The organism is Bradyrhizobium sp. I1.14.4, from assembly GCF_050435825.1.
Taxonomy (GTDB): Bacteria; Pseudomonadota; Alphaproteobacteria; order Rhizobiales; family Xanthobacteraceae; genus Bradyrhizobium.
Window position 1 is genome coordinate 84,062 of record NZ_JBNDLA010000007.1, and the last position, 24,913, is coordinate 108,974.

Here is a 24,913-nt window from a genome sequence, read left to right on the forward strand (position 1 = left end):
CGATGTCGCTGATCCAGGAAACCGATTTCGGCACGCCCAAGTCCAAATCCGAGACGATGGTCACGCTGACTATCGACGGCAATCAGATCACGGTGCCCGAGGGCACCTCGATCATGCGCGCGGCGATGGAAGCCGGCACCCAGATTCCAAAACTCTGCGCGACCGACATGGTCGACGCCTTCGGCTCCTGCCGGCTCTGCCTCGTCGAGATCGAGGGCCGCGCCGGCACGCCGGCCTCCTGCACCACGCCTGTGATGCCCGGCCTCGTCGTGCATACCCAGAGCGAGCGGCTGAAGAAGCTGCGCAAGGGCGTGATGGAGCTCTACATCTCCGACCATCCGCTGGATTGCCTGACCTGTGCCGCGAACGGCGACTGCGAATTGCAGGACATGGCAGGCGCGGTCGGCCTGCGCGACGTGCGCTACGGCTACGAGGGCGACAATCACGTCTTCGCGAAATCCAACGGCGAGGCCAATGCCGCCTGGATGCCGAAGGACGAGTCCAATCCCTACTTCACCTACGATCCCTCGAAGTGCATCGTCTGCTCACGCTGCGTCCGCGCCTGCGAGGAGGTGCAAGGCACCTTCGCGCTGACGATTTCCGGCCGCGGATTCGACAGCCGGGTGTCGCCCGGCATGAGCGAGAGCTTCCTCGGCTCCGAATGCGTCTCCTGCGGCGCCTGCGTGCAGGCCTGCCCGACCGCGACGCTGACCGAAAAATCCGTGATCGAGATCGGCCAGCCCGAGCATTCGGTCGTCACCACCTGCGCCTATTGCGGCGTCGGCTGCTCCTTCAAGGCCGAGATGCGCGGCGAGGAAGTGGTGCGCATGGTGCCGTGGAAGGACGGCAAGGCCAATCGCGGCCATTCCTGCGTCAAGGGCCGCTTCGCCTGGGGCTACACCACCCACAAGGAGCGCATCCTGAAGCCGATGATCCGCGAGCGGATCGAGGATCCCTGGCAGGAAGTGTCGTGGGACGAGGCGCTGAATTTCGCCGCGGCGAAGTTCAAGGGCATCCAGCAGAAATACGGCCGCGACGCGGTCGGCGGCATCACCTCCTCGCGCTGCACCAATGAAGAGACCTATCTGGTGCAGAAGCTGATCCGCGCCGGCTTCGGCAACAACAATGTCGACACCTGCGCCCGCGTCTGCCATTCGCCGACCGGCTACGGCCTCTCGCAGACCTACGGAACCTCGGCCGGCACGCAGGATTTCGATTCGGTGGAAGACACCGACGTCGTGATGATCATCGGCGCCAATCCGGCCTCGGCTCATCCGGTGTTCGCCTCGCGGCTGAAGAAGCGGCTGCGTCAGGGCGCCAAGCTGATCGTGATCGACCCGCGCCGCACCGAAATGGTGGAATCGCCGCATGTGAAGGCGCTGCATCTGCCGCTGATGCCCGGCACCAACGTCGCGGTGCTCACCGCGCTCGCCCATGTCATCGTCACCGAAGGGCTCGCCGACGAGGCCTTCGTGCGTGAGCGCTGCGACTGGAGCGAGTTCGAGGACTGGGCCGCCTTCGTCGCCCAGGAGAAGCACAGCCCTGAAGCGACCGCGATCATGACAGGCGTCGATCCGAAGGATCTGCGCGAGGCCGCGCGGGTCTATGCCGCCGGCGGCAACGGCGCGATCTATTACGGGCTCGGCGTCACCGAGCACAGCCAAGGCTCGACCACCGTGATCGCGATCGCCAACCTCGCGATGGCGACCGGCAATATCGGCCGGCCCGGCGTCGGCGTGAACCCGCTGCGCGGCCAGAACAACGTGCAGGGCTCCTGCGACATGGGCTCGTTCCCGCACGAACTGCCGGGCTACCGCCACATCTCCGGCGATGCGGTGCGCGAGCAGTTCGAGGCGATGTGGAACGTCAAGCTCAACAACGAACCGGGCCTGCGCATCCCGAACATGTTCGACGCCGCGATCGAGGGCAGCTTCATGGGGCTCTACGTGCAGGGCGAGGATATCCTGCAGTCCGATCCGAACACCAAGCACGTCGTGGCGGCGCTGTCGGCGATGGAATGCGTCATCGTCCACGACCTGTTCCTGAACGAGACCGCGAACTACGCTCACGTGTTCCTGCCCGGCTCGACCTTCCTCGAGAAAGACGGCACATTCACCAATGCCGAACGCCGCATCCAGCGCGTCCGCAAGGTGATGACGCCGCTCAACGGCTATGCCGACTGGGAAGTGACGATCCTGCTCGCCAAGGCAATGGGCTTCGAGATGAACTACACCCATCCGTCCGAGATCATGGACGAGATCGCCGCGCTGACGCCGACCTTCGCCGGCGTCTCCTATGCCAAGCTCGACGAACTCGGCTCGGTGCAGTGGCCCTGCAACGAGAAGGCGCCGGAGGGCACGCCGGTGATGCATATCGGCGGCTTCGTGCGCGGCAAGGGCAAGTTCATCGTCACCGAATATATCGCGACCGACGAGCGAACCGGTCCGCGCTTTCCGCTGCTGCTCACCACCGGCCGCATCCTCAGCCAGTACAATGTCGGTGCGCAGACCCGTCGCACCGAGAACGTGGTGTGGCACGCCGAGGATCGGCTGGAGATCCATCCGCACGACGCCGAGCAGCGCGGCGTGCGCGACGGCGACTGGGTGCGGCTGGCGAGCCGCGCCGGCGAGACGACGCTGCGCGCCGAAATTACCGACCGCGTGGCGCCGGGCGTGGTCTACACCACGTTCCACCACCCGGATACCCAGGCCAACGTCATCACGACCGACTTCTCCGACTGGGCGACCAACTGTCCGGAGTACAAGGTCACCGCCGTGCAGATCTCGCCGTCGAACGGTCCGTCCGACTGGCAGAAGGCTTACGACGAACAGGCGCGCCACTCCCGCCGCATCGCGCCGGTCGTGGAAGCGGCGGAGTAGCGATGCGCGAACCCGTCCACAAGGCGATCCGGAAGGTCTGGCGCGACGGCCTCTTCAGCGATGGCGCGCGCCTGATCCCCGAGGAGACGCCGCTCGCGCTGACCTATAACGGCGGCACCTACGCCGTGATGATGGGTTCGCCCGAGGATCTCGGCGACTTCGCGATCGGGTTCAGCCTGAGCGAAGGCATCGTGCAATGGGCGGACGAGATCGAGACCCTCGACATCGTCGAGCTCGACGACGGCATCGAGCTTCGGATGTGGCTCAAGCCCGACAGGGCCGAGCGGATCGCCGAGCGGCGGCGCAACATCGCCGGCCCGACCGGCTGCGGTCTCTGCGGACTCGATTCCATCAGCGAGGCGGTTCGGCCGGCCGCGGTGGTGTCCGCGGGCCGCGTCTTCGCGCCCCGCGAGATCATGACCGCGGTGGCGGCGGTCGCGCCGCTGCAGAAGATCAACCACCAGACCCGCGCCGTGCACGCCGCCGCGTTTTGGACGCCAACGCGCGGCATCCTTGCGCTGCGCGAGGATGTCGGCCGCCACAATGCGCTCGACAAGCTCGCCGGCGCGCTGGCCCGCGACAAAGTCGACGCCAGTAAAGGCATGGTGCTGCTGACCAGCCGCGTCTCGGTCGAAATGGTGCAGAAGACCGCCGCGATCGGCGCGCCGCTGATCGTGGCGGTGTCGGCGCCGACCGCGCTTGCCGTGCGGGTGGCAGATGCCGCCGGCATCACGCTTGCCGCGATCGCCCGCGCGGATGGATTTGAAATCTTTACGCATCCGGAACGCGTCGCAGGCGCGGTGCCCGGCAAGGAGTCCGCTTATGTCGTCGTCGCCTGACAAACTGGTCTATATGGCGAACCAGATCGGAAAATTCTTCCAGAGCCAGGGGCGCGACCGCGCCGTGCAGGGCATTTCCGAACACATCTGGAAGTTCTGGGACCCGCGGATGCGCAAGCAGATCTTCGCCCATCTCGACGCCGGCGGCGCCGGCCTCGACCCCGACGTCCGCGACGCCTTGCAAAAGCTGAAGCAGCAGGCGTAAGCGGCTAACAACCACGCGAAGCTTTCTATCACCGTCACCCTGAGGAGGCCGCAAAGCGGCCGTCTCGAAGGGTCGACGGCCCGACTGCGGCCGTGCATCCTTCGAGGCTCGCAAGAGCTCGCACCTCAGCATGACGGGTCGGCATCGTGGGCTACCCTCCGCCCACGATCGCATTGAAGACGCGTCGCACTTCGCTCTGCGTCTCGCGCAGTCGGGCTTCCAGGGCGGAGAAATCCGGCGCATCCCCGGCCCGCGCCATCACGCGCCGCAGATCCTCGCCCGCGGTCTCCGGATTGAACTTGCCGGTGACGCAGAGCCGCAGGATCTGCGTCAGGTCATGATAGAGCCGCGCCGCCGAGCGCAGGATCTCGGCTTCGGACTGGTCGAGCAGGCCGAGCTTGGCGGCATTGTCGAGCACCTGCAGCGTCGAGACGCTGAGAATCTCGGGCTTCACTGTTGCATGCGCAAGCTGGAGATACTGCGCGATGAAATCGATGTCCACGAGCCCGCCGGCGGCGAGCTTGAGGTCCCAGACATCGTCCTCGCCCTTCTCCAGCGCGATCGCACGCCGCATGTCGGCAACGTCGGCCGCGGTCGACGCCGCATCGCGCGGCCGGGTCAGCACGCCGCGGATGATCGCCTCGATCTGCTCGCGGAACTGCGGTGACGACGAAATCACGCGCGCGCGTGTCAGCGCCATGTGCTCCCAGGTCCACGCCTCGCGCTCCTGGTAGTCGGCGAAGGCGTCGATCCGTGAGGCGACCGGGCCCGCGCGCCCCGAGGGACGCAGCCGCATGTCGACCTCGTAGAGCACGCCGTAATTGGTCCGGGTCGTGAAGGCGCTGATCAGGCGCTGGGTGAAGCGGGCAAAGTACTGCGCGCCGTGCAACGAGCGCTCGCCGTCGGAGTCCGGCGCCTCGCTGTCGAAATCGTACAGCAGGATCAGATCGAGATCGGAGGACGCCGTCATCTCGCGGCTGCCGAGCCGGCCCATCGCGACGATCGCGGTCTCCTGCCCGTTGATCCGGCCGTATTGCGCGGCGAACTGGTCGGTGACAAGGCCGTGCACCGTGTGCACGATACCCTCCGCGACATCGGCAAAGGCCGTGCTGGCGTGCTGCGCCGACACCGTGCCGGACAGGATCCGCGTGCCGATCAGGAACAGGCTCTCCTGGCCGAACAGCCTCAGACGATCGAGAAAGTCCTCGTAAGACGCTGCATCCTGCAGCGTGGTGGCGAGCCGCTCGGAAAGCTCCTTCTTGTCCGGCATCGCGCCGAAGAAGCGCGGATCGACCAGGCCGTCCATGATCTGCGGCTGCCGCGCCAGCATGTCGCCGAGCCGCGGTGCAGCACCGAGAATCAAGGCCACCAGCGCAACGAAATCGCGGTTCTGGCTGAGCAGCGAGATCAGCCGCCCGCCCCGCTGCAGCGCGCTCAGGAAGCGATCGAATGCCGCCACTGCATCGTCCGGCTCCTCGGCATGCGCGAGGCCGTCGATCAGACCGGGAATGAACTCGAGGAACGCAGCCCGCGTCGCCTCGACGCGCAGCGCGCGATAGTCGCCCTCGATCCACTGCTGCACGGTACCGGCAATCGCGATGGGCTTCTTGAAGCCGAGATTGGCGAGATGCTCGATCAGGCGACCGTCTTCGGGCCCGGCACCATAGTCGATATCCGGCAGCTTCGCGCTCCCGGTCGGATCGTCGCCCTCGAACAGCTTGCCGTAATGGTTCTGCACGATCTTGAGCTGGCCGAGCAGATCCTTGGCGAAGGCCTCGCGATTCTCGTAGCCGAAGAAATGCGCGAAGCGTTCGACCGCTTCCGGCTCCTCGGGCAGCGAGTGGGTCTGCTCGTCGGCGATCATCTGCAGCCGATGCTCGACCCGGCGCAGGAATTCGTAAGCCGTGGTCAACTGGTCGCGCGCTTCAAAGGTGATCCAGTTGCTGTTGGAGAGCACGTTGAGCGCCTCCAGCGTGGGCCGCACCCGCAACTCCGGATGGCGGCCGCCGGCGATCAGCTGCTGGGTCTGGGCGAAGAACTCGATCTCGCGGATGCCGCCGCGGCCGACCTTGACGTTGTGCCCTTCGACCGAGATCTCGCTCTGGCCGCGATAGGTCTGCATCTGCCGCTTCATGTCGTGCACGTCGGCAAGCGCGGCAAAATCCAGATGCTTGCGCCAGACGAACGGTGCGAGCTCGGCGATCAACGCATCGCCGGCTTTGGGGTCGCCGGCGCAGGGCCGCGCCTTGATCATCGCGGCACGCTCCCAGGTGCGTCCCTCGCGCTCGTAGTAATGCAACGCTGCCTCGGTCGAGATCGCGACCTGGGTCGAGGCCGGGTCCGGGCGCAGCCGGAGATCGACCCGGAACACATAGCCCTCGCCCGAGCGCTGCTGCAGCATCCGCGCCATCGCCTGGGTGACGCGGACGAAGAACGGCTGCGGCTCGATATCCTCGGCGAGCGAGGTGGCCGCGGGATCGAAGAACACGATCAGGTCGATATCACTGGAATAGTTCAGCTCGCCCGCGCCCATCTTGCCCATGGCAAGCACGATCAGGCCCGAACCCACTTCCGGATGCTCGGGATCGACGGCAGTCATGCGGCCGCGGGCGACTTCCTGCCGGAACAGGTATCGGAGCGCCGATTGCACCGAGGTCACCGCAATGTCGGTCAGCGCCGCCGTCACCCGCATCACCGGCCAGACGCCGCCGATGTCGCACAGCGCGACCATCAGCGCGGCCTCCGCCTTCATGCGGCGAAGCAGAACCATCACGTCGGCCTCGCTGCCGGCCGCGAGCACGTCGCGCGAGGTCGTCTCGATCAAATCGGCAAGATGCGACTCCGGGTCGCATGACAGGATCCGGATCAGCCGCGCGGCGTCGGCACGCGCGAGCTCAAACAGATACGGCGAGAACTCGGCGATGCCGCGCAGGATATCCCGTGCGAACGGATGCTCCAGCAGCGCCGCAAGCGCGGCCGATTGCGCCGGCTCGAGCTCGGCGAACCAGTCGGTCAGGCGCTGATCGGCGGATACGGAAACGGCGACATGCGGTCCGTCCGCGAACCGCGCGGCCAGACGATGTCGATCCGCGTTTCCCGGCGCGGCGGCATTCATGCCGCCTTCTGTGGCACATCCTGCGTTTGAGCCGCAAGCCTGTCACTGCCGCCCGCCCGCGCCGGCAGCACCAGGGTGGCCACCAGCCCCGGATGGGCATCGCCGAGCCGCAGCTCGCCGCCATGGAGCGTGGCAACCGCCGAGGCCAGGCTGAGGCCGAGACCGGAACCGGGCAAGGTGCGGCTCGCCTCGAGCCGCACGAAGCGCTCCACCGCGTGCTTGCGGTCACCCTCGGGGATGCCCGGGCCGTGGTCGGTGACGCTGAGCAGGATCTGGTCGCCCTCTCGCCGCGCCTCGATCACGATCTCCCGCGCATCGGCCTTCATCGGCTCCACGCCCGTGTCGGGCTTGCCGTATTTGATGGCGTTCTCGACCAGGTTGGCGACCGCCTGGCTGATCAATTCGCGGTTGCCGTGAATCGGCGCCGGCGCGGTCTTCACCTGCAGCGTCATGCCGTCGTCCTCGGCCAGCGGCTCGTACAGTTCGTGAATGCCATAGGCGACGTCGGCGCCGTCGAAATCGTCCATGTTGCCGCGCGCCTGGCCGGACTCGGCACGCGCGATCATCAGCAGCGCGTTGAAGGTGCGGATCAAGCCGTCGGATTCCTCGATCGTCCGCTCCAGCGCCGCGCGATAGTCGGCCTCGGAGCCCGATCGCGCCAACGCCTCCTCGGCGCGGTTGCGCAGCCGCGTCAGCGGCGTCTTGAGGTCGTGGGCGATGTTGTCGGAGACCTCCTTCAGTCCCGTCATCAGCGCCTCGATGCGCTCCAGCATGGCGTTGAGATTTTCCGCGAGACGGTCGAGCTCGTCGCCGCTGCGGCCGACCGGCAGCCGGCCGGACAAATCGCCCGCCATGATGCGTTTGGTGGTGCCGGTCATGGCGTCGATCCGGTGCAGCACGCGGCGCGCGACGAAGATGCCGCCGCCGATGCCGAGCACGACGACGACGAGGATCGACCATTGCGCGGCCTTGGCGACGATGCCGAACAGCCGCCGCCGCTCCTCGAGGTCGCGCCCGACCAGCAGGCGGAAACCGTTGTCCATCTCGGTGACCCGCACCAGAGCGCGGTGATCTGTCTTGTCCTGGTCGTCGAACCGGCGATAGGCGGTCTCGCTCCAGCCCTGCACGCTCATCACGCCAGGCGCCAGCGAGCCGACATTGCCGGCCAGCGCCTGCCCGTTCGGCGCCGTCAAGAGATAGAGGTTGGCGCCCGGCCGCAGCGCACGATTGCCCATGGTGGTCAGCAGGCCGTGCAGGCCGCGACGGTTATAGATGGCGGTGATCTCGCCGATCTCGACATTGACCGTCGTGGTGATCTGCTCGGTGATCAGCCGCCGCGTGTTCCAGGCGAAATAAGCCAGCAACGAGGCGGCGAACAGCGCGAACAGGAACAGGTAGACCAGCGTCAGCCGAAACGCCGTGGTCCGTATCAGTTTACCGAATGCCGTCACGGATCATGTACCCCGCGCCGCGGATGGTATGCAGCAGCGGCCGCTCAAAACCCTTGTCGATCTTGGAACGCAGCCGCGAGATGTGGACGTCGATGACGTTGGTCTGCGGATCGAAATGATAATCCCAGACGTTCTCGAGCAGCATGGTGCGCGTCACTACCTGGCCTGCATGCTTCATCAGATATTCGAGCAGGCGGAACTCGCGCGGCTGCAAGGTCAGCTCATCCTTGCCGCGGGCGACGCGGTGCGACAGCCGATCGAGCTCGAGGTCGCCGACCTTATAGGTGGTCTCCTCGGCCGGCCCGACATTGCGCCGCGACAGCACCTCGACGCGCGCGAGCAGCTCGGCGAAGGAATAGGGTTTTGGCAGATAGTCGTCGCCGCCGGCGCGCAGACCCTTGATCCGGTCGTCGACCTGGCCAAGCGCCGAGAGAATCAGCACCGGCGTCCGGTTGCCCTTGTCGCGCAGAATGCCGATCAGCGACAGGCCGTCACGCTTCGGCAGCATGCGGTCGACAACCAGTACGTCGTAGTCGCCGGTCTCGGCCATCGACAGGCCTTCCTCACCATCGGAGGCGAGATCGGCGATATAGCCGACTTCACGGAACGCCTTGACCAGATAGTCGGCTGACTCGCGGTCGTCTTCGATGATCAGGATGCGCATTTGCGGAGCAGTTGCAGTCACGGGAATGGGCCCTCTGTCAGCATGGCGCGGCCGGCCTGCACATGCAAGACGACCGCGAGTATTCCAGATTGTCTGAAAAAAGTGGGCGGTGAGGCTGGGGGACCTCACCGCCCTGAGACCTTCCGACGGAGGGGGGCATATTCCATCGAAAGGCAACATAGGGAGCGAGCAAGGGGCCCGCCCCCCGGAAAGCGCCGTCGGCGGGGGCGACTAATGCCGGCGACGCTTTCCAACTCATAGATAGTTATCCCTTGGCCAGCGGCACTGCCACAAAGCGCGACGAACCGCCGCTCTTCACGCGCATGAGAACGCTGTTCTTGCTGTCACTGCGCGCCGCGGTGATCGCATCACGCACCTCACCGGCGGTGCCGACGGACTTGCCGGCGACCTCAAGGATCACGTCGCCTTCCTTGAAGCCCCGCTCAGCGGCAGCACTCTTGGGATCGACTTCGGTCACGACCACGCCTTCCTTGCCGGCGCCGGCCACGCTGTTGGCGGGCGCCACAGTGAGGCCCAGCTTCGGCACATCGGTGCCGCGGGACGAGTTGCCCTTGTCGCTGTTGTTGTCGGTGTCAGCCTTGGCTTCCAGGCTGTTCGGCAACTGGCCGAGCGTGAGGTTGACGGTCTTGTCCTGGCCCTTGTGTAGCACGTTCAGCTTCACGGCATTGCCGGGCGCGAGGCCGCCGATGGTGCGGGCGAGCTCGCGCGCGTCCTTCACCGGCTCGCCATTGACGGCGGTGATGACGTCACCGGACTCGATGCCGGCCTTCGCCGCCGGGCCGTTGGCCTGCGGTTCGGCAACCAGCGCGCCTTCGGCCTTCTTCATGCCGAGGCTGTCGGCGATGTCGGAGGTCACCGGCTGGATCTGGACGCCGATCCAGCCGCGGCTGACCGCGCCCTTGTCCTTCAGCTGGGCAACCACGCTCTTGACGGTCTGGGCCGGGATCGAGAACGCAATGCCGACGCTGCCGCCGGACGGCGAGTAGATCGCGGTGTTGACGCCCATCACCTCGCCGGACACGTCGAACGCCGGGCCACCCGAATTGCCCTTGTTCACGGGCGCATCGATCTGGATGAAATCGTCATACGGGCCGTTGCCGATGTCGCGGCCGGAGGCGGAGACGATGCCCGCGGTCACGGTGCCACCGAGACCGAAGGGATTGCCGACCGCCAGCACCCAGTCGCCGATGCGCGGCTTGGTGTCGGAGAGCTTGGCAAACTGGAAGTTCGAGCCGCCCTCGACCTTGATCAGCGCGAGATCGGTGCGCGGATCGGTGCCGATCACCTTGGCGGAATAGGTCTTGCCGTCATCGGTCGTGACTTCGACCTTGTCGGCGCCGTCGACGACGTGATTGTTGGTCACGGCAAAGCCGTCAGCGGAGATGAAGAAGCCGGAGCCCTGGCCCGTCACCACGCCACCGCCCCGCGGTCCACCGCGCAGACCCGGGGGCAAGCCGTCCGGACCACCAAAGCGGCGGAAGAAGCGCTCCATCGGCGAACCCGGCTGGAACGGCGAATCGTCATTGTTGCCATTGCCGTCATCCTTCGCGACCTTCTCGCGAATGTTGACCTTGACCGAGATCACCGACGGCTTCACGCGCTCGACGATGTCGGCAAACCCGACCGGCTGCTGAACCTTCTTGACCTCGTTATTGACCTGCGCATGGGCAGGTGTCGTGAACAGGTCGGCCGGGTTGTGCGAGGGGCTGAAGCCATAGGTGGCGGCACCGAGGCCGGCCACGACCGAGGCCATCAGCGCGAGTTTGCGGGCAGAGAACAGCGAGCGCTTCGGCGCCTTGTAGGACGGAAGGGATGAGAGGTCGGGACGGTCGGTCATGTGTTGAAATCTCCAGGGCCAGAATCACTGGTGCGGGGGCAAGCACCTGATGGGTCTGAACATGGGGTCATCAGCCTTACAGCGCGCTGGCTGCGGAATTAAACTTTGGTAATTGAGCCGACCGGTGCTGCGGCAGAATAGCGCAGGCAAATAAAGGACTTAGAAAGGAACTAAACCTGCTTGTCCGGCGCGGATTCCGCCGCCAGCAGCCGTTCCAGGCGCGCCTCTTCGTCGGAGGTCAATCCGGACGAGGAATCACCTCCGGCGACCGCCAGATTTGCCTTGCGCCGGCCGAGCCGCCAGAGCGCAAAACCGCCCAGCAGGAGCGCCAGCGGCGGGGTCAGCCACAGCACCAGCGTATGCTCGTTGAGGCGCGGCTTCAGCAGCACGAATTCGCCATAGCGGGCCACCAGGAAATCGATAACCTGCCGGTTGCTGTCGCCGGCCGAGATGCGTTCACGCACCAGCAGGCGGAGGTCACGCGCCAGCGGCGCTTCGGAATCGTCGATCGACTGATTCTGGCAGACCATGCAGCGCAGTTCCTTGGAGAGCTCGCGCGCCCTCGCCTCCTTGGCCGGATCCGCCATGATCTCGTCGGGCAGCACGGCGCGGGCCGGCATCGCGCCGAGCAACAGGGTCGCCGCAAGCACGGCGGCTGCAAGAGCGCGCGACCGCATCACTCGGCCGCCTGCAAGGCGCGCGACGCTTTCGCCGGTTTCGGCGCGCCGACCCGCAACCGGCGGTCGGACAGCGAGAGCATGCCGCCGAACGCCATCAGCACCGGCCCCCACCAGATCATCAGCACCAGCGGCTTGTGATAAATGCGCACCGCGATCGCGCCGTCGGCCGAGGTATCGCCGAGCGAGATGTAGAGCTGGCTCGCGCCGCGCGTGAGCAGCGCGGCCTCCGTCGTCGAGGCGCCGCGGGTCGTGAAGTTGCGCTTCGACGGCGTCATCACGCTGACCTTCTCGCCGTCACGCGTCACGGTGAATTGCGCGACCATCTCGCGGAAATTCGGCCCCTGCCGCGGGTTCAGGCCGTCGAGCCGCAGCTCGTAGCCGGCGACGCGGGCGACGTCGTCCGGCTTCATGGAGCCGATATATTCGCTGTTCCAGGTAGTCTCGCAGACGATCCCGATCAGTGCGACGCCGAGACCGGCATGCGCGAAGACCGTGCCCCAGGTCGCGCGCGGCAGGCCGCGTGCGCGGCGCAACGAGAGCGACAGCGGAATCCGGAACAGCGCGATGCGTTCGGCGAGATCGCACAGCGCGCCCGCGATGACGAACACCGCAAGCGCGATCGCGAGCGGCGCCAGCGTCGCACCGCCATAGGTCCACGCAAACGCGACCGCGATCGCAACCAGCGCGGCGATGCCGGCCACCATCAGCCGCTGCGCCGCGCCGAGCAGGTCGCCGCGTTTCCAGGCCAACAGCGGCCCGAACGGCACCGCGAGCAACAGCGGCACGAACAGCGGTGCGAAAGTGAAATTGAAGAACGGCGCGCCGACCGAGATCTTTTCGCCGGTCAGCACCTCGAGCGCCAGCGGATACAGCGTGCCGATGAATACCGTCGCGCATGCGGTGGTGAGCAGCAGATTGTTGAGCACCAGCGCCCCTTCGCGCGAGATCGGCGCGAACAGCCCGCCCTGCTTCAGCGCCGGGGCGCGCCAGGCATAAAGCGACAGGCTGCCGCCGATGAAGACGAACAGGATCAGCAGGATGAACACACCCCGCGTCGGATCGGTCGCAAATGCGTGAACCGACGTCAGCACGCCGGAGCGCACCAGGAACGTGCCGAGCAGCGACAGTGAGAAGGTCAGGATCGACAGCAGGACGGTCCAGACCTTGAGCGCGTTGCGCTTCTCCATCACCAGCGCCGAATGCAGCAGCGCGGTGCCGGCAAGCCAGGGCATCAGCGAGGCGTTCTCGACCGGATCCCAGAACCACCAGCCGCCCCAGCCGAGCTCGTAATAGGCCCAGTAGGAGCCCATCGCGATGCCGAGCGTCAGGAAGATCCACGCCATCAGCGTCCACGGCCGTACCCAGCGCGCCCAGGCGGCGTCGATCCGCCCCTCCAGCAGCGCCGCCACGGCGAACGAGAACGAGATCGAGAAGCCAACATAGCCGAGATAAAGCATCGGCGGATGCACCGCGAGGCCGATGTCCTGCAGCACCGGATTGAGGTCGCGTCCCTCGAGCGGCGGATTGGCGATGCGCAGGAACGGGTTCGAGGTGATCAGGATGAACAGATAGAAGGCGCTGGCGACCCAGGCCTGCACCGCCAACACATGCGCGCGCAGCGACAGCGGCAGATTGTTGCCGAAGGCTGCGACGAGGCCGCCGAACAGCGCAAGGATCGACACCCATAGCAGCATCGATCCTTCATGGTTTCCCCACACGCCGGTGACCTTGTAGAGCAGCGGCTTCAGCGAATGCGAATTCTCGTAGACATTGGCGACCGAGAAATCCGAGCTGACGTGCAGCGTCACCAGCGCCGCGAACGACGCCGCGACGAACAGCAACTGGGCGAGCGCGGTCGAGCGCGCGACGTTCATCAGCGCGGCATCGCGCCAGCGCGCGCCGACGATCGGCACGATCGACTGGATCAGCGCGAGGGCGAGCGCGAGCACCAGGGCGTAATGTCCGCTTTCGGCGATCACCGCATCGCTCCCTGGGTCGGCGCCGCGGAGGCGCTCGGCATATTGCTTGATTTGGCGCCGTAATCGTCCTTCCAGTGGCCCTGCTTCTTCAGGGCGTCGGCGACGTCCTTCGGCATGTAGGTCTCGTCATGCTTGGCGAGCACGGTGTCGGCGCGGAACACGCCGTTTGCGTCGAGCGCGCCTTCGGCAACGACACCCTGCCCCTCGCGGAACAGGTCCGGCAGGATGCCCTTGTAGGCGACCGGCAGCGTCGCGCCGCCGTCGCCGACGGTGAAAGTCACGGCGAGATTGTCGCCGCGCTTGAGCGAGCCTTGTTCAACCAGGCCGCCGAGGCGGAAACGCTTGCCCGGTCCGAGGTGCTTTTCGGCGACCATCGACGGCGTCGAGAAGAACACGATGGAATCGCGCAGCGCGTTGAGCACCAGGCCCGCGGCGATCGCGAGCACGACGAGCGCGCAGCCGATCAATGTCAAACGCCGTTGCTTCCTGGTCATGGTGCATCCTTGCGCATGACGTTCTCCGAAAATAGCTGCGCACGTTTCGGCGTCATGATCTATCCATCCAGCCCGAGATTCTTCAGCCCCTCATTGAGCTGACGCAACCGATCCGCATTGTTGGCCACCGCCTGACGGGCATCCGCAAGCGCGCTCATCGCCTTGTCGCGCTCCCCCATCACGAGATAGGCGCGCACCAGCCGCAGCCAGCCCTCGACATCGTCGCCGTTGGTCTTCAGCCGCGTTGCCAGCCGCTCGACCATGCTGTGGATCATGGTGCCGCGATCGGCCTCGCTCATGTCCTTGGCCGCAGCCACCGCACCGTCCGGCAGCGCGGGTGCGCTGGCGCCGCCGGGCGAGCTGACGCCGCCGCCGACCCGCACCAGCGCAGCCTGCACCAGCGGCCGCCACGGCGCGTCGAATGGCGCCTTCGCCAGCATCTTCTGCCAGAGCGCCGCGGCGTCAGCCTTACGACCGTCCTGCTCGGCGGCGAGACCGAGGAAATAGTTCGCCTTGGCGTCGTCGCCATTCAGCGCGACCGAGCGCTCGAATTCCGCCTTGGCGTCCGCGGTGACGACGCCGCCGGCGCTCCCCATCAACGCCTCGCCGAGATCGGCGCGGCGATCGGCGCTGTCGCCGGCATAAGTGATGGCGTTGCGATAGGCGCGGACGGCGTCGTCGTAGCGGCCGAGGCGCGACAGCACCGGCGCCAGCACCGTCCAGCCGCGGCCGTCGGTCGGGTTCTTTTCCAGATGGGCCTCGACCTGCGCGACCAGATTGGCGAGCGGCTGGTTGGCATCGGCCACCCGGCTGCGCTCGGCGAGCGGAAAGTCGCCAAGGCGCGGCGAGCCGAGCGCGAGATAGAAGCCCGAAGCAATGACCGGCAATCCGACCAGCGCCACGATCGCGGCAGCGCGCCGCAGATTGAGACTGCTTTGCACCGGGGTGTCGCGTCCGCTCTGGTCGGCGGCGGCGAGCAGCCGGCGGCTGATCTCGATCCGCGCGGCATCGGCCTCGGCGGCGCCGATGATCCCGGCGGCCATGTCGCGGTCGATTTCTGCGAGCTGGTCCCGGTAGACCACGACCTCGCTGCCGCCGCTGTCCGCCCGCCCGCGGCGGCTGAGCGGCCACAGCACGGCAAAGATCGCCGCGACCGTCATCAGCGCGAACACAAACCACAGCGTCATCAAGCGGTTCCCGGATGGAACGGCGGCTTCCGGCAAGCCGCCTTAGAATCGCTTTACACTACCGGCGGCGAGCCCGGCAATTGACAATTGCTGGATCGACCGAAGGTCGAAATCAGCCGGTTTCCGGTGCCGTTCCGGCGGTGTTGCAACGGCGTTACCCGGCGAAGGGTGCGCACCACCAAAATATCGAAAACAACCCCATGCACAGTAGCAGGGGGCCGCCGTCACCAAAATGACGACTTGACACGTCGGGCAACTCACGCCAAACTTCCATTATTCCGAAATTGCGCAAATGCTTGCCGTCCCGACTTGGCGGGCTCGTCGGCTTGCCGTCGAAAACGCTCAGGACTTACGCTTGACCTAGATTGTCCGGCAGTGCTTCTCGTCAGGGTGCGACGTTGCAATTGAATGCACTGTCACCGCAATCCTGCGCTCGCCTGTTATCGGATAGTCTCAAATGACGCAGCAACAACATCAAACAGTTCAATGTAAGCTCGGATTCCGAGAACATGGTCGCTGGCATCCCCGCCGCCACCGTACAATCGACTCCCGTAAACGAGCCGATCAAACGGATCGTTACCTCTCATTTCAAAAGCACAACCTGGATCGCCCTCGTGGAATATCCGGAATACCAACGGGTGCCCTAGACGCTTGGGATCGCCCCCAAGATCCAGTCCAACCTCGAAGATGAGACCGCAACCCAGCTTCTTTTGCCAACGGTTCCGGCGACGCTTGAATGCGAGCGCGGTGCAGAAATGGTCGACAAAAGGAATGACCCCCCTCTTTTTTCCCGTCCATCCTGTCGTCTGGATCTCTAAACGCTCACTTTCGCACTTTCTCCAATTCCTAATGGCGATTAATTCGTTCTCTCTAAACTCCAGATCATGCAAGTACTTCCTGAAATGCTCGAGCAGGCATCTGACAGGAGGTCCATTCGGAACATCCGGGTGAGGAAAATCTTTGCGGGCGAACAGCTCATCCAAAAAGGCCGAGCGATATCGCGGCTCAATGCGAAATGTCCTGTTGTCCGAATTCACCTTTCCAACGGCTCGCATCGTCTCTATCGCTACCTCATCCCAATAGCGATTGAGCAAGTCCGACTGGCTCGCTCCGCAGAACTCGATCATCCTGTTCTGCCACGCAGCCGGCATCAAGAAGCCGCGCGCTTCAAACGCAAGCTGCGTCGAAACTCGGCCTGGCCAGTTTGCCAAGACATCAAAAATAGGGTGATCGTCCATTCAGTTAAGTCTCATGGGGGATTACGGTGACAGTGCACTTAGCTTCTCGTTGGCGATTGAGTGCATTGTCACCGTAATTCTTGCCGTCGAGAATGCTAGCGAATTGCGCGGTATCGCTACCCCGCGCGCGACGACTTGCGCTCGCCGGTCACGGCGTTTTCCGCCGCCCGGTTCATCAGGGAGGCGTAGTCGTGACCGAACAAGACCTCGCAGAAGCGGATCGCGGCCTTGACCTGCTGCTGGCGGAACGCCCGAACCCGCGCGTCGCCGGCGCGCAGCGACTGCACCAGCCCCTCGGTCGATTGCTCGACATAATGTTGCAGGTCGGAGAAGGTCCGCAGCGTCACCTCGTTGATCGCGAGCTCGCTGGCATAGGTGCGGCACACCGCGACGAAATCGATCAGGGCGGCGGCGTCCTCGACCTCGGACATGTCGATCTTGGCACCCGCCGCAATATCCTTGTCGGCGCGCTGGCGGAGGATGCGGCGGACCCGGCCGGGCACGCTGTCGATCTCGAACTGCAGCGCGTTGGACGTGTCGGCACGGACCGACGTGAGCTGGCGGCCCCAAGTGGAATCGTTGCGCAGATCAAGCTCGGTGCGCAGGCCACGGACACCATCATGCAGGGTCTTGAGCTGCTCGCCGACATAATCGAAATGCCCGCGCTTGATATCAGTGCGCAGGCAGGCTGCGACGAACGACAGGTCATGCAGCGCGATGGTGACGGCGACGCCGTACGGCGTTGCAGCGACCCGCAGCTCATCGTCCGAAGTGGCCATCTTGATGGCGAGGCGGATGATCTGCCATGGCGCGGCGAGCCGCTGCGCAATCAATGACAGCGCAAACGGCAGCAGTTGCGGCGTCTGCAGCGACGGCAGCCTGAGCGCCTCCGTGGCGGAGGCGATCTGGGAGTCGGCAAACACGCGGATCTGGCTCGGCAGGCGACTTCCCAGGGTTTCCAGCGCCTCGCGGGCCTGCAGCACCAGGCCGATCGGCAGCAGGTCCTCGACAACGCTTGGCGGGCCGACGCGCGACAGTGCGCGCTGACGGTCGTCCTGGGCCGGCCCTGCGATCTTCAGGATGGATTCCGCAGCCGCAAGCTGGAACTTGCGCGCGGCGACTTCCATCGGACCACTCTCCGAAGCCGCCGCCAGCGCCGCCTCGAATTCGCGGGCCGCCTCGGGCGCACCCTCGCGGGCCAGCCACTGCCAGATCGGCAGCAGCGAGGCGCGCCGGAGCTGGCCCGGTCGCGTCGGGAAATTGGTCTCGGCAAGGAACGGCTCGAGCGGCCGGAACAGGAGCCGCGCCGGGTCGTCGCTGCGCGGCTGGATCTGCTCGTCCTGCTCGGCCCCTCGCACGATCTTGCGCAGTTGCTCCAGCACCAGATTGGCGATGCCGACGTCATCGCCGCGTTCGACAGCGCGCTCCAGCTCCCGCATCAGCAGCGCCTGCGATTGCGGCGGAAGCTGCGCGAGATAGTCCCTCAGCCGCTCGGTCGATTTCTGGCTCATACGCCCGGTCGTGAAAGCTTGGTGCCCGGCGAAACCGCCGCAGCCCGTCCGCCCGCGATGATAGAGGTGGGCGCGTTAAGAAGCCGTTTAGGAATAGTCGGCGTCGAGCCCGCTAGACCGCCGGCAGCATGAGTTCGGCCCGCAAGCCGCCGATCGGCGCGTCACTCAGGGTGAGATTGCCGCCATAGAGGCCGGCAAGATCGGTCACGATCGATAGTCCAAGCCCCGAGCCGGGCTTTGATTCGTCGAGCCGCTGGCCGCGCTGCGACACCTGGGCGCGCTCGGCCTCTGACAGACCGCGCCCATCGTCGTCGACCACAATGCGCAGCCTGGGCCCCGCGCCAGACGCCTCCTGCGGGATCAGCGTGACCTCGACGAACACCTGCGAGGCCGCCCATTTGCAAGCGTTATCGACGAGATTGCCGACCATCTCCTCGAGGTCCTGCCGCTCGCCGCGAAACCGCGCCGCCGGATCAGCCTTGGCCTCGATGGAGAGATCGCGATCGCGATGGATCTTCTCCATCGTCCGGCGCAGCGCCTCGATCGCAGGAGCGACGTCGGTGATGGTGCTGACGATGGTGACGCGGGCGGCGATCCGCGCCCGCTCGAGGTGATGCGAGACCTGGTCACGCATCAAATCGGCCTGCTCCAGCACCTTGCTGGCGAAGGGATCGGCGGCATGCGCGGCCGCCTCGTTCACGATCACCGACAACGGCGTCTTGATCGCATGGGCGAGATTGCCGACGTGGGTGCGCGAGCGTTCGACGATCTCCCGGTTGGCATCGATCAGCGCATTGGTCTCTCGCGCGAGCGGCGCGATCTCGACCGGAAAGCGGCCCTCCAGCCGCTCGGCGCGCCCCGAGCGGATATCGGCGATCGCATCCGAAATCCGCTTCAGCGGCGCAAGGCCGTAGCGCACCTGGAAAATCGTGGTCAGCAGCAGCACGATGCCGAGGGCCGCGAAGGTGCCGCCGAGATAGTAGTCGAAGCTGCGCGTCTCATCGAAGATCTCGGTGGCATCGCCGGCGACGCTGACCAGGAACTTGCCGTCGGCACCGAGGTCGACCGGCCGCTCCACCACGCGGAGGCTCTGGCCTTCGGGCCCGTCGACATAGCCGAGACGGACGCCGGCGGCGGTCAGCTCGGCGCCATGCTCCTCGAGCTTGGGCAGCTTCTTGTCCCACAGCGAGCGCGAGGCGCGGGTCTCGCCCTTTTCGGTATCGGTGCGGTTGATCTGCCAGTACCAGCCCGACAACGGCAGGTCGAACAGCGGCTCGCCGAGCGACTGGAATTGGCGGTCTGCCGGCTCGTCGGGTGTCGCCACTTCCGCAATCAGGGTGCGCAGATAGAGATTGAGGCGCCGATCGAAGGCGCGCTCGGTCGCGTCGCGGTAGACCGACGACAGGATGACGCCCGTGATCGCCAGGATCACCACCACCCAGGCGGTCGCCGAGACGAACAGGCGGGTCGCAAGAGAGCTGCCACCCATCAGAACATCGTGTCAGCGGCAACAGACATCAGGGATTCAGACATTGGCGAATCCAGTCCTCCCGGCGCGGATCATGCCGATGCCCGCACGCCGATCAAGCGCCTTAAGAGCATGATCCGATTGAACAGGATATGCTCGCATCCTCTTGTTTGGTCGCGTTTTCTTCACGTGAAGACGCTCCAGCACTACAATTGTCATTCGCCGCGAAAGCGGGGAATCCAGTACGCCGCGGCCCCTCGATAAGACATCGGCGTCCCGGAATCTTGGATCGTCCGCCGGAGCCTGTCATCGGGCGCGCATTCGTGCGACCCGGTGGCGGACGATGACACCGAATGAACCGCAACTGTAATTAGGTCGGCGGCGACAGCATGTAGCCGAGGCCGCGCACGGTCTGGATGATATCGACTTCCAGCTTCTTGCGGATGCGGCCGACGAACACCTCGATCGTATTGGAGTCGCGGTCGAAGTCCTGGTCGTAGAGATGCTCGACCAATTCGGTGCGCGAGACCACCCGCCCGGTGTGGTGCATCAGATAGTCGAGCAGATTGTATTCGTGCGAGGTCAGCTTGATCGGGTTGCCGTTGACGGTGACCCGCTTGGTGCGGGTATTCAGCGCCACCGGCCCGCAAGTCAGCTCGACCTGGGCATGCCCGCTCGCGCGGCGCAGCAACGCGCGGATCCGCGCCAGCACCTCCTCCAGATGGAAGGGTTTTGCGACATAATCGTCGGCGCCGGCATCGAACCCTTGAACCTTGTCGCTCCAGCGGTCGCGCGCGGTGAGAATCAGCACCGGCATCACCCGCTTGTTCCGCCGCCAGGCCTCGAGCACCGAGATACCGTCCATCTTCGGCAGGCCGATATCCAGCACGACCGCGTCGTAGGGCTCGCTATCGCCAAGGAAATGCCCCTCCTCGCCGTCGAACGCGCGATCGACCACATAGCCGGCGTCGGTCAGGGCGGTGGTGAGCTGGCGGTTCAGATCCGGGTCATCCTCAACGACGAGCAGACGCACTTTGGCCTCCGAGAGTGAGCATTGCGATAGTCCGGCATCAAATGAGCCCTTCCGGCCGTGAACGGCCTATGAATGGATCCGCAAGCGAAAGCTAATTTTTTCGTCAGCGCACCATCCCGGGAACCCGCGCAAGCACCCCTTGTTCCATGGATCAGATGCGGACCGCGCGAGATCGGGTTTCAATTAATGGTAATTTGACACCGCTTACCAGGTGTCAGGTCACCCCGGTGTCGCGGATCCAATGCCGTCAGTGCGGCGAGCATTTTCACAGACAGCCGGGAAGTTAACCTTGGGCGGCCATTTCCATGTCGCTGATGCGGGCGATGCGCTAATCCAGCGGCAGTGCATCTGGGGCACCGGGATCGGGATACTTTGTTGCTTGTTTCCAAGATGAGGACGTTCGGAGTGATTGCAGGCTGGCTTGCCCTTGCCTTCATCGCCTTCGTAACGCTGTCCCCGATCCAGGACCGTCCCTCGCTTTTCCATCCGCAGGCCGAGCATTTCGCGGCGTTCGCGGTGATGGCGCTGGCGTTCGTGCTGGGCTATCCGCGGCGCACCGCACTGATCGTGCTCTTTGTCATCCTCAGCGCATTCACACTTGAGGCGATGCAATTGCTGACGCCTGACCGTCACGGCCGGCTGCTCGACGCGATCGTCAAGGTCGCGGGAGGACTGGCCGGCATCGCCACCGGTCGCCTCATGCTGCTGGTGCTGCGCAGCCAGTTCGGCCGGCTGAGGTCGCGCGCGGACGCAGCCTAGATTTTTGTTTTGACGCGTTTTCTTCACGCGAACCGGTATCCACTTTGCTCGAAAACGCTCTGGTCTTCCGGCTCAGTCGCGCTTCGGGGCTTGCGCCGACTTTGTGCCGTCCTGCGCCATGCATTGCTGAAAGAAGTGCAGCCGGTCGCCGTTCATCGGCGCGACGCCCGGTCGCTTGTACGGATAGACCATATTGGCCGCGCGCGAGCACCGCTTTGCCGTCTCGGCAGCGGGTGCTGCGATGGCGGCATCCGACAACAACAAGAGCGCCAGCATGGCGCTGAGCCGGACCGACGCGCCGCTCACGGCTTCTCGCATTCCGAGTAGAACACGCCATTCGCAGCCGCCAGCCGCTGCAGGCAATGCCGTTTGTCGGTCACCGCTCCCTCGACGGTGAAGTCGTAGGCCTGCGCCTTCAGGATCAGCGCGTAGCGGTCCCGGCGACAACGGCGCGTCGTCGCGCGGCTGGACCTCGAACATCTGCGGATCCGCGCAGCGCCGGCCGCCTCCAGGAAAGCGGGCAGCGCCCGCGCCGGTGGCACCGAAAACTTCTCGACCAAATTGTCCTTGGTGTGCGCTTCGACGCCCTCGATCGCCACTTCCAGCGCCCGCATCAGGCGCGCTTTTTCCTTCGGATCCTCGTGCGCGAGCTGCTGCAGCTTCTGCCGCGCGAGCTCGTAGACCGCGCTGCGCAGTTGCTGCGGGTCGGCGCTCACGGAATCGATGGTCCGCGCCAGCACCAGCGCGAACTCCACCTCCGGGTGCGCAGGGCTGATGTCCCTGACCGTCCTCTGGGCCGGCGTCGACGTCATAAATGTTAGTCTGGTTTGCCCATAATGTTACAACATTCTAGGTGCCTTTTGCTGTTAACACAAATGACGAAGCCCGCAGATGACGCCGCGGTCTGACGTTACCGATCCGAGCAGCAGCAGGGTTCATTGAGCCGTTCTTTGCAAATCCTGGACAACTGGTTCTTCGCACCGAAGCGGAACCGTCGATCCTGGCTCGACATCCTGCTCCTCGCTGGATGGATCGCGCTGGTAGGCTTCCAGATCGCCCGTCACGTGATGTGGCGCGATGAAGTCCGCGCGCTCACCATTGCCCTGAACGGCGACGATCCGATCGCCATGCTGAGAGGGCTGCACGGTGAAGGCCACCCCGCGCTCTGGTACCTTCTGCTGCGCGGCGCACATGCCGTGTTCGACCGGGTCGAGGTGCTGCCCGGCGTCGCCTTCGCGGTCGGGCTCATCACGGTCGCGCTGCTGATCTTCCGATCACCGTTCCCGCGGCCGCTGATCGTGGTCCTGATCACGGGCCATGCGCTGCTGTTCGAATATGTCGTGACGGCCAGGAATTACGGCATCTCGGCCCTGTTCCTGTTCGTAATCGCGGCCTGCTATCCGGCGCACCGCGACCGCGGCATCCTGCTCGGCGCGCTCCTGCTCCTGCTCGCCAACACCAATGTCGTCGGCGCGATCATGGCCGGCGCATTCCTGCTGTTTTGGCTGCTCGACCTGCTTGAGAGCCACGGCTGGCGCTGGTCGCCGCAACTCACAAATTTCGCGATCAATGCAATCATCGCGACGATTGGCGTCGTGATCTGCGCGGTGACGATGCTGCCGACCTATAATGATGCGGCGGCCCGGGACTGGTCGCACGATTCACCGCTGACGGCCGCAATCCTTTCCCTGATCAATCCCGGCGCGACGTCGCTGGGAGCGCTGTTTGCCAATCTACTGCCGGGGATGGTGGGATCGGCGCTGCTGTTCGCCGCGACGCTCGGGCTGCTGCCGCGGCGTCCGGCCTTTCTCGCCGCCATCGCCGCGCTGCTGCTGACGTCGCTGTTCTTCGCCATCGCCGCCAACGGCGCCTACCGCCACGCCGCGGTCTGGCTGTGTTTCCTGATTACGCTGTACTGGATCGGCTGGAGCAAAGTCACCGCGGCATCCACCTCTCGGGCATGGCTCGCCGGACTCCTGCCGGCGACCGGACGCGTGTCGCTGCTGCTGGTGCTCGCGATCCAGGCCGCCGCGGGCATGAACGATCTGCGCAACGCAGCGACCGGTGTCGTCGCGAGCCGCAGCGCCGATCTCGGCCGCCTGATCGCCTCGCGCGCCGATCTCGCCAACGCCGTGATCCTCAGCGAGCCGGAATATCTGGTCGAGGCGTTGCCCTACTACGTCAAGAACCCGGTCTATCTCGCACGCGACCGCAAGTTCGGAAGCGTCGTGATCTTCTCGCGCAAGGGCAGGATGGACAGCGATCTCGGCGAGACCTTGCGCCTGGCACGCGAACTCCGCGAGACATCAGGTGCGCCCGTCATCATCCTGCTGGCCTATCGGCTCGACGAGATCACGCCCGACCGGACCTACGACGAAGGCAAGGACTGGAGGACGTTCCGTGCCTCAGCCGCGCAGATCCGCGATTTCCGTGACGCGACCACGATGATCCGCCGCTTCGGCCCTGCCAGGATCGACGAGAGTTTCGACGTCTACCTCCTCAAATAGGCGATCGGCCACGATTGAGGACAACAGGAAAAGGACCGCGCGATGGTGCTGATGGACAGCAAGGCCGAAGCCGGCAAACTGCCTGCCGCAAGCATCCGGCAGTACCTTGCCATCCTGCGGCTCGATCACAGCACCAAGCATATCTTCATCGTTCCCGGGATCATTCTCGCCTGGCTGTTGCGCGGCGCGAGAGGCGAGCATCTCGCCACCTGCATCGTGCTTGGCCTTGCAGCCGCAGTCTGCATCGCGTCGGCCAACTACGTGATCAACGAATGGTTCGACCGCGATTTCGACCGGCACCATCCGACCAAGTCGCAGCGCTCCGCGGTCCAGAGCGCGATGGACGGCAAGATCATCGGGCTCGAATGGCTGCTGCTGGTGGCGCTCGGCCTCGTCTGCGCGGCTGCGAGCAGCCGACTGATGCTGTTCGCAACCAGCATGTTTGCCCTGCAGGGCGTCGTCTACAACGTCCCGCCGCTCCGCAGCAAGGACAAGGCCTATTTCGACGTCATCTCGGAGTCCGTCAACAATCCGCTGCGGCTGCTGATCGGCTGGGCGATGATCGACCCGACCTCGCTGCCGCCGGGATCGGTGATCCTGTGCTACTGGTTCGGTGGCGCCTTCCTGATGGCCGCCAAGCGGCTGTCCGAATTTCGCGAGATCGCAGCATCCCACGGCAGGGAGCTGCTGGCGCGCTACCGCGCCAGCTTCGCAGACTATACCGAGGTGTCCCTGACCGCCTCGTGCCTGAGCTATTCGCTGTTCTCGGTGTTCTTCCTCTCGGTGTTCCTTGTGAAGTACCGCATCGAGTACATCCTTGCGATGCCGCTGGTGGTGATGCTGTTCACCACCTACTTTTCGATGTCGACATCACCGGGGTCGTCGGCGCAAAAGCCCGAGAAGCTCTACGGCGAGCGCGGCCTGATGCTGATCGTGCTGGGCCTGGTCACCGTCTTCCTGGTGGCAAGCTTTGTCGACATGCCGTTCCTCGCCCGGCTGGCGGAGCAGCATTACATCACGCTGGATTGAGGCTTTGCGAGCGCGAT

At 65.3% G+C, this 24,913-nt stretch carries 20 protein-coding genes; 6 read left to right on the top strand and 14 right to left on the bottom strand.

All coding sequences use genetic code 11. The features are described 5' to 3' along the window. The first annotated feature begins 2 nt into the window (after positions 1-2). The 3 genes from fdhF to ABIB78_RS16560 are packed head-to-tail and all read left to right on the top strand — an operon-like array spanning position 3 to position 3,923. Positions 3-2,879, top strand: coding sequence for a formate dehydrogenase subunit alpha (gene fdhF / locus ABIB78_RS16550; protein WP_429026304.1), 2,877 nt, complete (start codon positions 3-5; stop codon positions 2,877-2,879). A 2-nt stretch (positions 2,880-2,881) separates the two neighbouring features. Beyond that, positions 2,882-3,718 carry a formate dehydrogenase accessory sulfurtransferase FdhD gene (gene fdhD / locus ABIB78_RS16555; RefSeq protein WP_429026307.1) on the top strand — a complete coding sequence of 279 codons (837 nt, stop codon included), beginning with the start codon at positions 2,882-2,884 and terminating at the stop codon, positions 3,716-3,718. Then, entirely contained in the window at positions 3,702-3,923 is a 222-nt protein-coding gene (locus ABIB78_RS16560) for a formate dehydrogenase subunit delta (protein ID WP_038382187.1), read from the top strand. The genes fdhD and ABIB78_RS16560 overlap by 17 nt, the downstream gene beginning before the upstream one ends. A gap of 151 nt (positions 3,924-4,074) precedes the next feature. Here ABIB78_RS16560 and ABIB78_RS16565 read toward each other — a convergent pair whose 3' ends face one another. From ABIB78_RS16565 to ABIB78_RS16620, 12 genes are all read right to left on the bottom strand, one after another. Next, positions 4,075-7,038, bottom strand: coding sequence for a bifunctional [glutamine synthetase] adenylyltransferase/[glutamine synthetase]-adenylyl-L-tyrosine phosphorylase (locus ABIB78_RS16565; protein WP_429026309.1), 2,964 nt, complete (start codon positions 7,036-7,038; stop codon positions 4,075-4,077). Then, positions 7,035-8,489, bottom strand: a complete 1,455-nt coding sequence (locus ABIB78_RS16570; protein WP_429026311.1) for an ATP-binding protein — start codon at positions 8,487-8,489, stop codon at positions 7,035-7,037. Before ABIB78_RS16570 ends, ABIB78_RS16565 begins: the two co-directional genes overlap by 4 nt. Further along, on the bottom strand, positions 8,473-9,153 hold the full coding sequence (locus ABIB78_RS16575) for a response regulator transcription factor (RefSeq protein ID WP_106319421.1): 681 nt from the start codon (positions 9,151-9,153) through the stop codon (positions 8,473-8,475). The genes ABIB78_RS16570 and ABIB78_RS16575 overlap by 17 nt, the downstream gene beginning before the upstream one ends. Before the next feature lie 265 nt (positions 9,154-9,418). Further along, positions 9,419-11,011, bottom strand: coding sequence for a Do family serine endopeptidase (locus ABIB78_RS16580; RefSeq protein WP_429026312.1), 1,593 nt, complete (start codon positions 11,009-11,011; stop codon positions 9,419-9,421). A 170-nt stretch (positions 11,012-11,181) separates the two neighbouring features. Beyond that, the gene (locus ABIB78_RS16585; protein ID WP_429026314.1) at positions 11,182-11,688 is read right to left on the bottom strand and encodes a cytochrome c-type biogenesis protein; all 507 of its coding nucleotides are present in this window, start codon (positions 11,686-11,688) and stop codon (positions 11,182-11,184) included. Next, positions 11,688-13,670: a heme lyase CcmF/NrfE family subunit gene (locus ABIB78_RS16590; protein WP_429026315.1), complete on the bottom strand. Its 1,983-nt coding sequence runs from the start codon at positions 13,668-13,670 to the stop codon at positions 11,688-11,690. Before ABIB78_RS16590 ends, ABIB78_RS16585 begins: the two co-directional genes overlap by 1 nt. After that, on the bottom strand, positions 13,667-14,164 hold the full coding sequence (gene ccmE, locus ABIB78_RS16595; RefSeq protein WP_429026317.1) for a cytochrome c maturation protein CcmE: 498 nt from the start codon (positions 14,162-14,164) through the stop codon (positions 13,667-13,669). The genes ABIB78_RS16590 and ccmE overlap by 4 nt, the downstream gene beginning before the upstream one ends. 59 nt (positions 14,165-14,223) lie before the next feature. Next, positions 14,224-15,351 carry a c-type cytochrome biogenesis protein CcmI gene (ccmI, locus tag ABIB78_RS16600; RefSeq protein ID WP_429026320.1) on the bottom strand — a complete coding sequence of 376 codons (1,128 nt, stop codon included), beginning with the start codon at positions 15,349-15,351 and terminating at the stop codon, positions 14,224-14,226. 440 nt (positions 15,352-15,791) lie between these two features. Further along, on the bottom strand, positions 15,792-16,589 hold the full coding sequence (locus ABIB78_RS16605) for a hypothetical protein (RefSeq protein WP_429026322.1): 798 nt from the start codon (positions 16,587-16,589) through the stop codon (positions 15,792-15,794). A gap of 116 nt (positions 16,590-16,705) precedes the next feature. Then, the gene (locus tag ABIB78_RS16610) at positions 16,706-18,100 is read right to left on the bottom strand and encodes a hypothetical protein (protein WP_429026323.1); all 1,395 of its coding nucleotides are present in this window, start codon (positions 18,098-18,100) and stop codon (positions 16,706-16,708) included. Positions 18,101-18,212: 112 nt separating this feature from the next. Further along, positions 18,213-19,589 carry an ATP-binding protein gene (locus ABIB78_RS16615; RefSeq protein WP_429026326.1) on the bottom strand — a complete coding sequence of 459 codons (1,377 nt, stop codon included), beginning with the start codon at positions 19,587-19,589 and terminating at the stop codon, positions 18,213-18,215. Positions 19,590-19,938: 349 nt separating this feature from the next. Beyond that, positions 19,939-20,601, bottom strand: a complete 663-nt coding sequence (locus ABIB78_RS16620; protein ID WP_429026328.1) for a response regulator transcription factor — start codon at positions 20,599-20,601, stop codon at positions 19,939-19,941. A gap of 405 nt (positions 20,602-21,006) precedes the next feature. Here ABIB78_RS16620 and ABIB78_RS16625 point away from each other — a divergent pair, with 405 nt between their 5' ends. Further along, on the top strand, positions 21,007-21,360 hold the full coding sequence (locus tag ABIB78_RS16625; RefSeq protein ID WP_429026330.1) for a VanZ family protein: 354 nt from the start codon (positions 21,007-21,009) through the stop codon (positions 21,358-21,360). Positions 21,361-21,432: 72 nt separating this feature from the next. Here ABIB78_RS16625 and ABIB78_RS16630 read toward each other — a convergent pair whose 3' ends face one another. Together ABIB78_RS16630 and ABIB78_RS16635 are read right to left on the bottom strand one after the other, a co-directional pair. Then, entirely contained in the window at positions 21,433-21,666 is a 234-nt protein-coding gene (locus tag ABIB78_RS16630; protein ID WP_429026331.1) for a hypothetical protein, read from the bottom strand. Then, the gene (locus ABIB78_RS16635) at positions 21,663-22,172 is read right to left on the bottom strand and encodes a hypothetical protein (protein WP_429026333.1); all 510 of its coding nucleotides are present in this window, start codon (positions 22,170-22,172) and stop codon (positions 21,663-21,665) included. The genes ABIB78_RS16630 and ABIB78_RS16635 overlap by 4 nt, the downstream gene beginning before the upstream one ends. 126 nt (positions 22,173-22,298) lie before the next feature. Here ABIB78_RS16635 and ABIB78_RS16640 point away from each other — a divergent pair, with 126 nt between their 5' ends. Then, a complete protein-coding gene (locus tag ABIB78_RS16640; protein WP_429026335.1) occupies positions 22,299-23,867 on the top strand; it encodes a hypothetical protein in 1,569 nt (522 codons plus the stop codon). Between the two features lie 42 nt (positions 23,868-23,909). Next, positions 23,910-24,896 carry a UbiA family prenyltransferase gene (locus ABIB78_RS16645; protein WP_429026337.1) on the top strand — a complete coding sequence of 329 codons (987 nt, stop codon included), beginning with the start codon at positions 23,910-23,912 and terminating at the stop codon, positions 24,894-24,896. Positions 24,897-24,913 lie beyond the last annotated feature (17 nt).

What these genes read in the sequence shown, in the direction of transcription:
- fdhF (WP_429026304.1), top strand. Translation starts at nt 3, where the DNA reads ATGTCGCTGATCCAGGAAACCGATTTCGGCACGCCCAAGTCCAAATCC.
- fdhD (WP_429026307.1), top strand. Translation starts at nt 2,882, where the DNA reads ATGCGCGAACCCGTCCACAAGGCGATCCGGAAGGTCTGGCGCGACGGC.
- ABIB78_RS16560 (WP_038382187.1), top strand. Translation starts at nt 3,702, where the DNA reads ATGTCGTCGTCGCCTGACAAACTGGTCTATATGGCGAACCAGATCGGA.
- ABIB78_RS16565 (WP_429026309.1), bottom strand. Translation starts at nt 7,038, where the DNA reads ATGAATGCCGCCGCGCCGGGAAACGCGGATCGACATCGTCTGGCCGCG.
- ABIB78_RS16575 (WP_106319421.1), bottom strand. Translation starts at nt 9,153, where the DNA reads ATGCGCATCCTGATCATCGAAGACGACCGCGAGTCAGCCGACTATCTG.
- ABIB78_RS16580 (WP_429026312.1), bottom strand. Translation starts at nt 11,011, where the DNA reads ATGACCGACCGTCCCGACCTCTCATCCCTTCCGTCCTACAAGGCGCCG.
- ABIB78_RS16585 (WP_429026314.1), bottom strand. Translation starts at nt 11,688, where the DNA reads ATGCGGTCGCGCGCTCTTGCAGCCGCCGTGCTTGCGGCGACCCTGTTG.
- ccmE (WP_429026317.1), bottom strand. Translation starts at nt 14,164, where the DNA reads ATGACCAGGAAGCAACGGCGTTTGACATTGATCGGCTGCGCGCTCGTC.
- ccmI (WP_429026320.1), bottom strand. Translation starts at nt 15,351, where the DNA reads ATGACGCTGTGGTTTGTGTTCGCGCTGATGACGGTCGCGGCGATCTTT.
- ABIB78_RS16605 (WP_429026322.1), bottom strand. Translation starts at nt 16,589, where the DNA reads ATGGACGATCACCCTATTTTTGATGTCTTGGCAAACTGGCCAGGCCGA.
- ABIB78_RS16610 (WP_429026323.1), bottom strand. Translation starts at nt 18,100, where the DNA reads ATGAGCCAGAAATCGACCGAGCGGCTGAGGGACTATCTCGCGCAGCTT.
- ABIB78_RS16615 (WP_429026326.1), bottom strand. Translation starts at nt 19,589, where the DNA reads ATGGGTGGCAGCTCTCTTGCGACCCGCCTGTTCGTCTCGGCGACCGCC.
- ABIB78_RS16635 (WP_429026333.1), bottom strand. Translation starts at nt 22,172, where the DNA reads ATGACGTCGACGCCGGCCCAGAGGACGGTCAGGGACATCAGCCCTGCG.
- ABIB78_RS16645 (WP_429026337.1), top strand. Translation starts at nt 23,910, where the DNA reads ATGGTGCTGATGGACAGCAAGGCCGAAGCCGGCAAACTGCCTGCCGCA.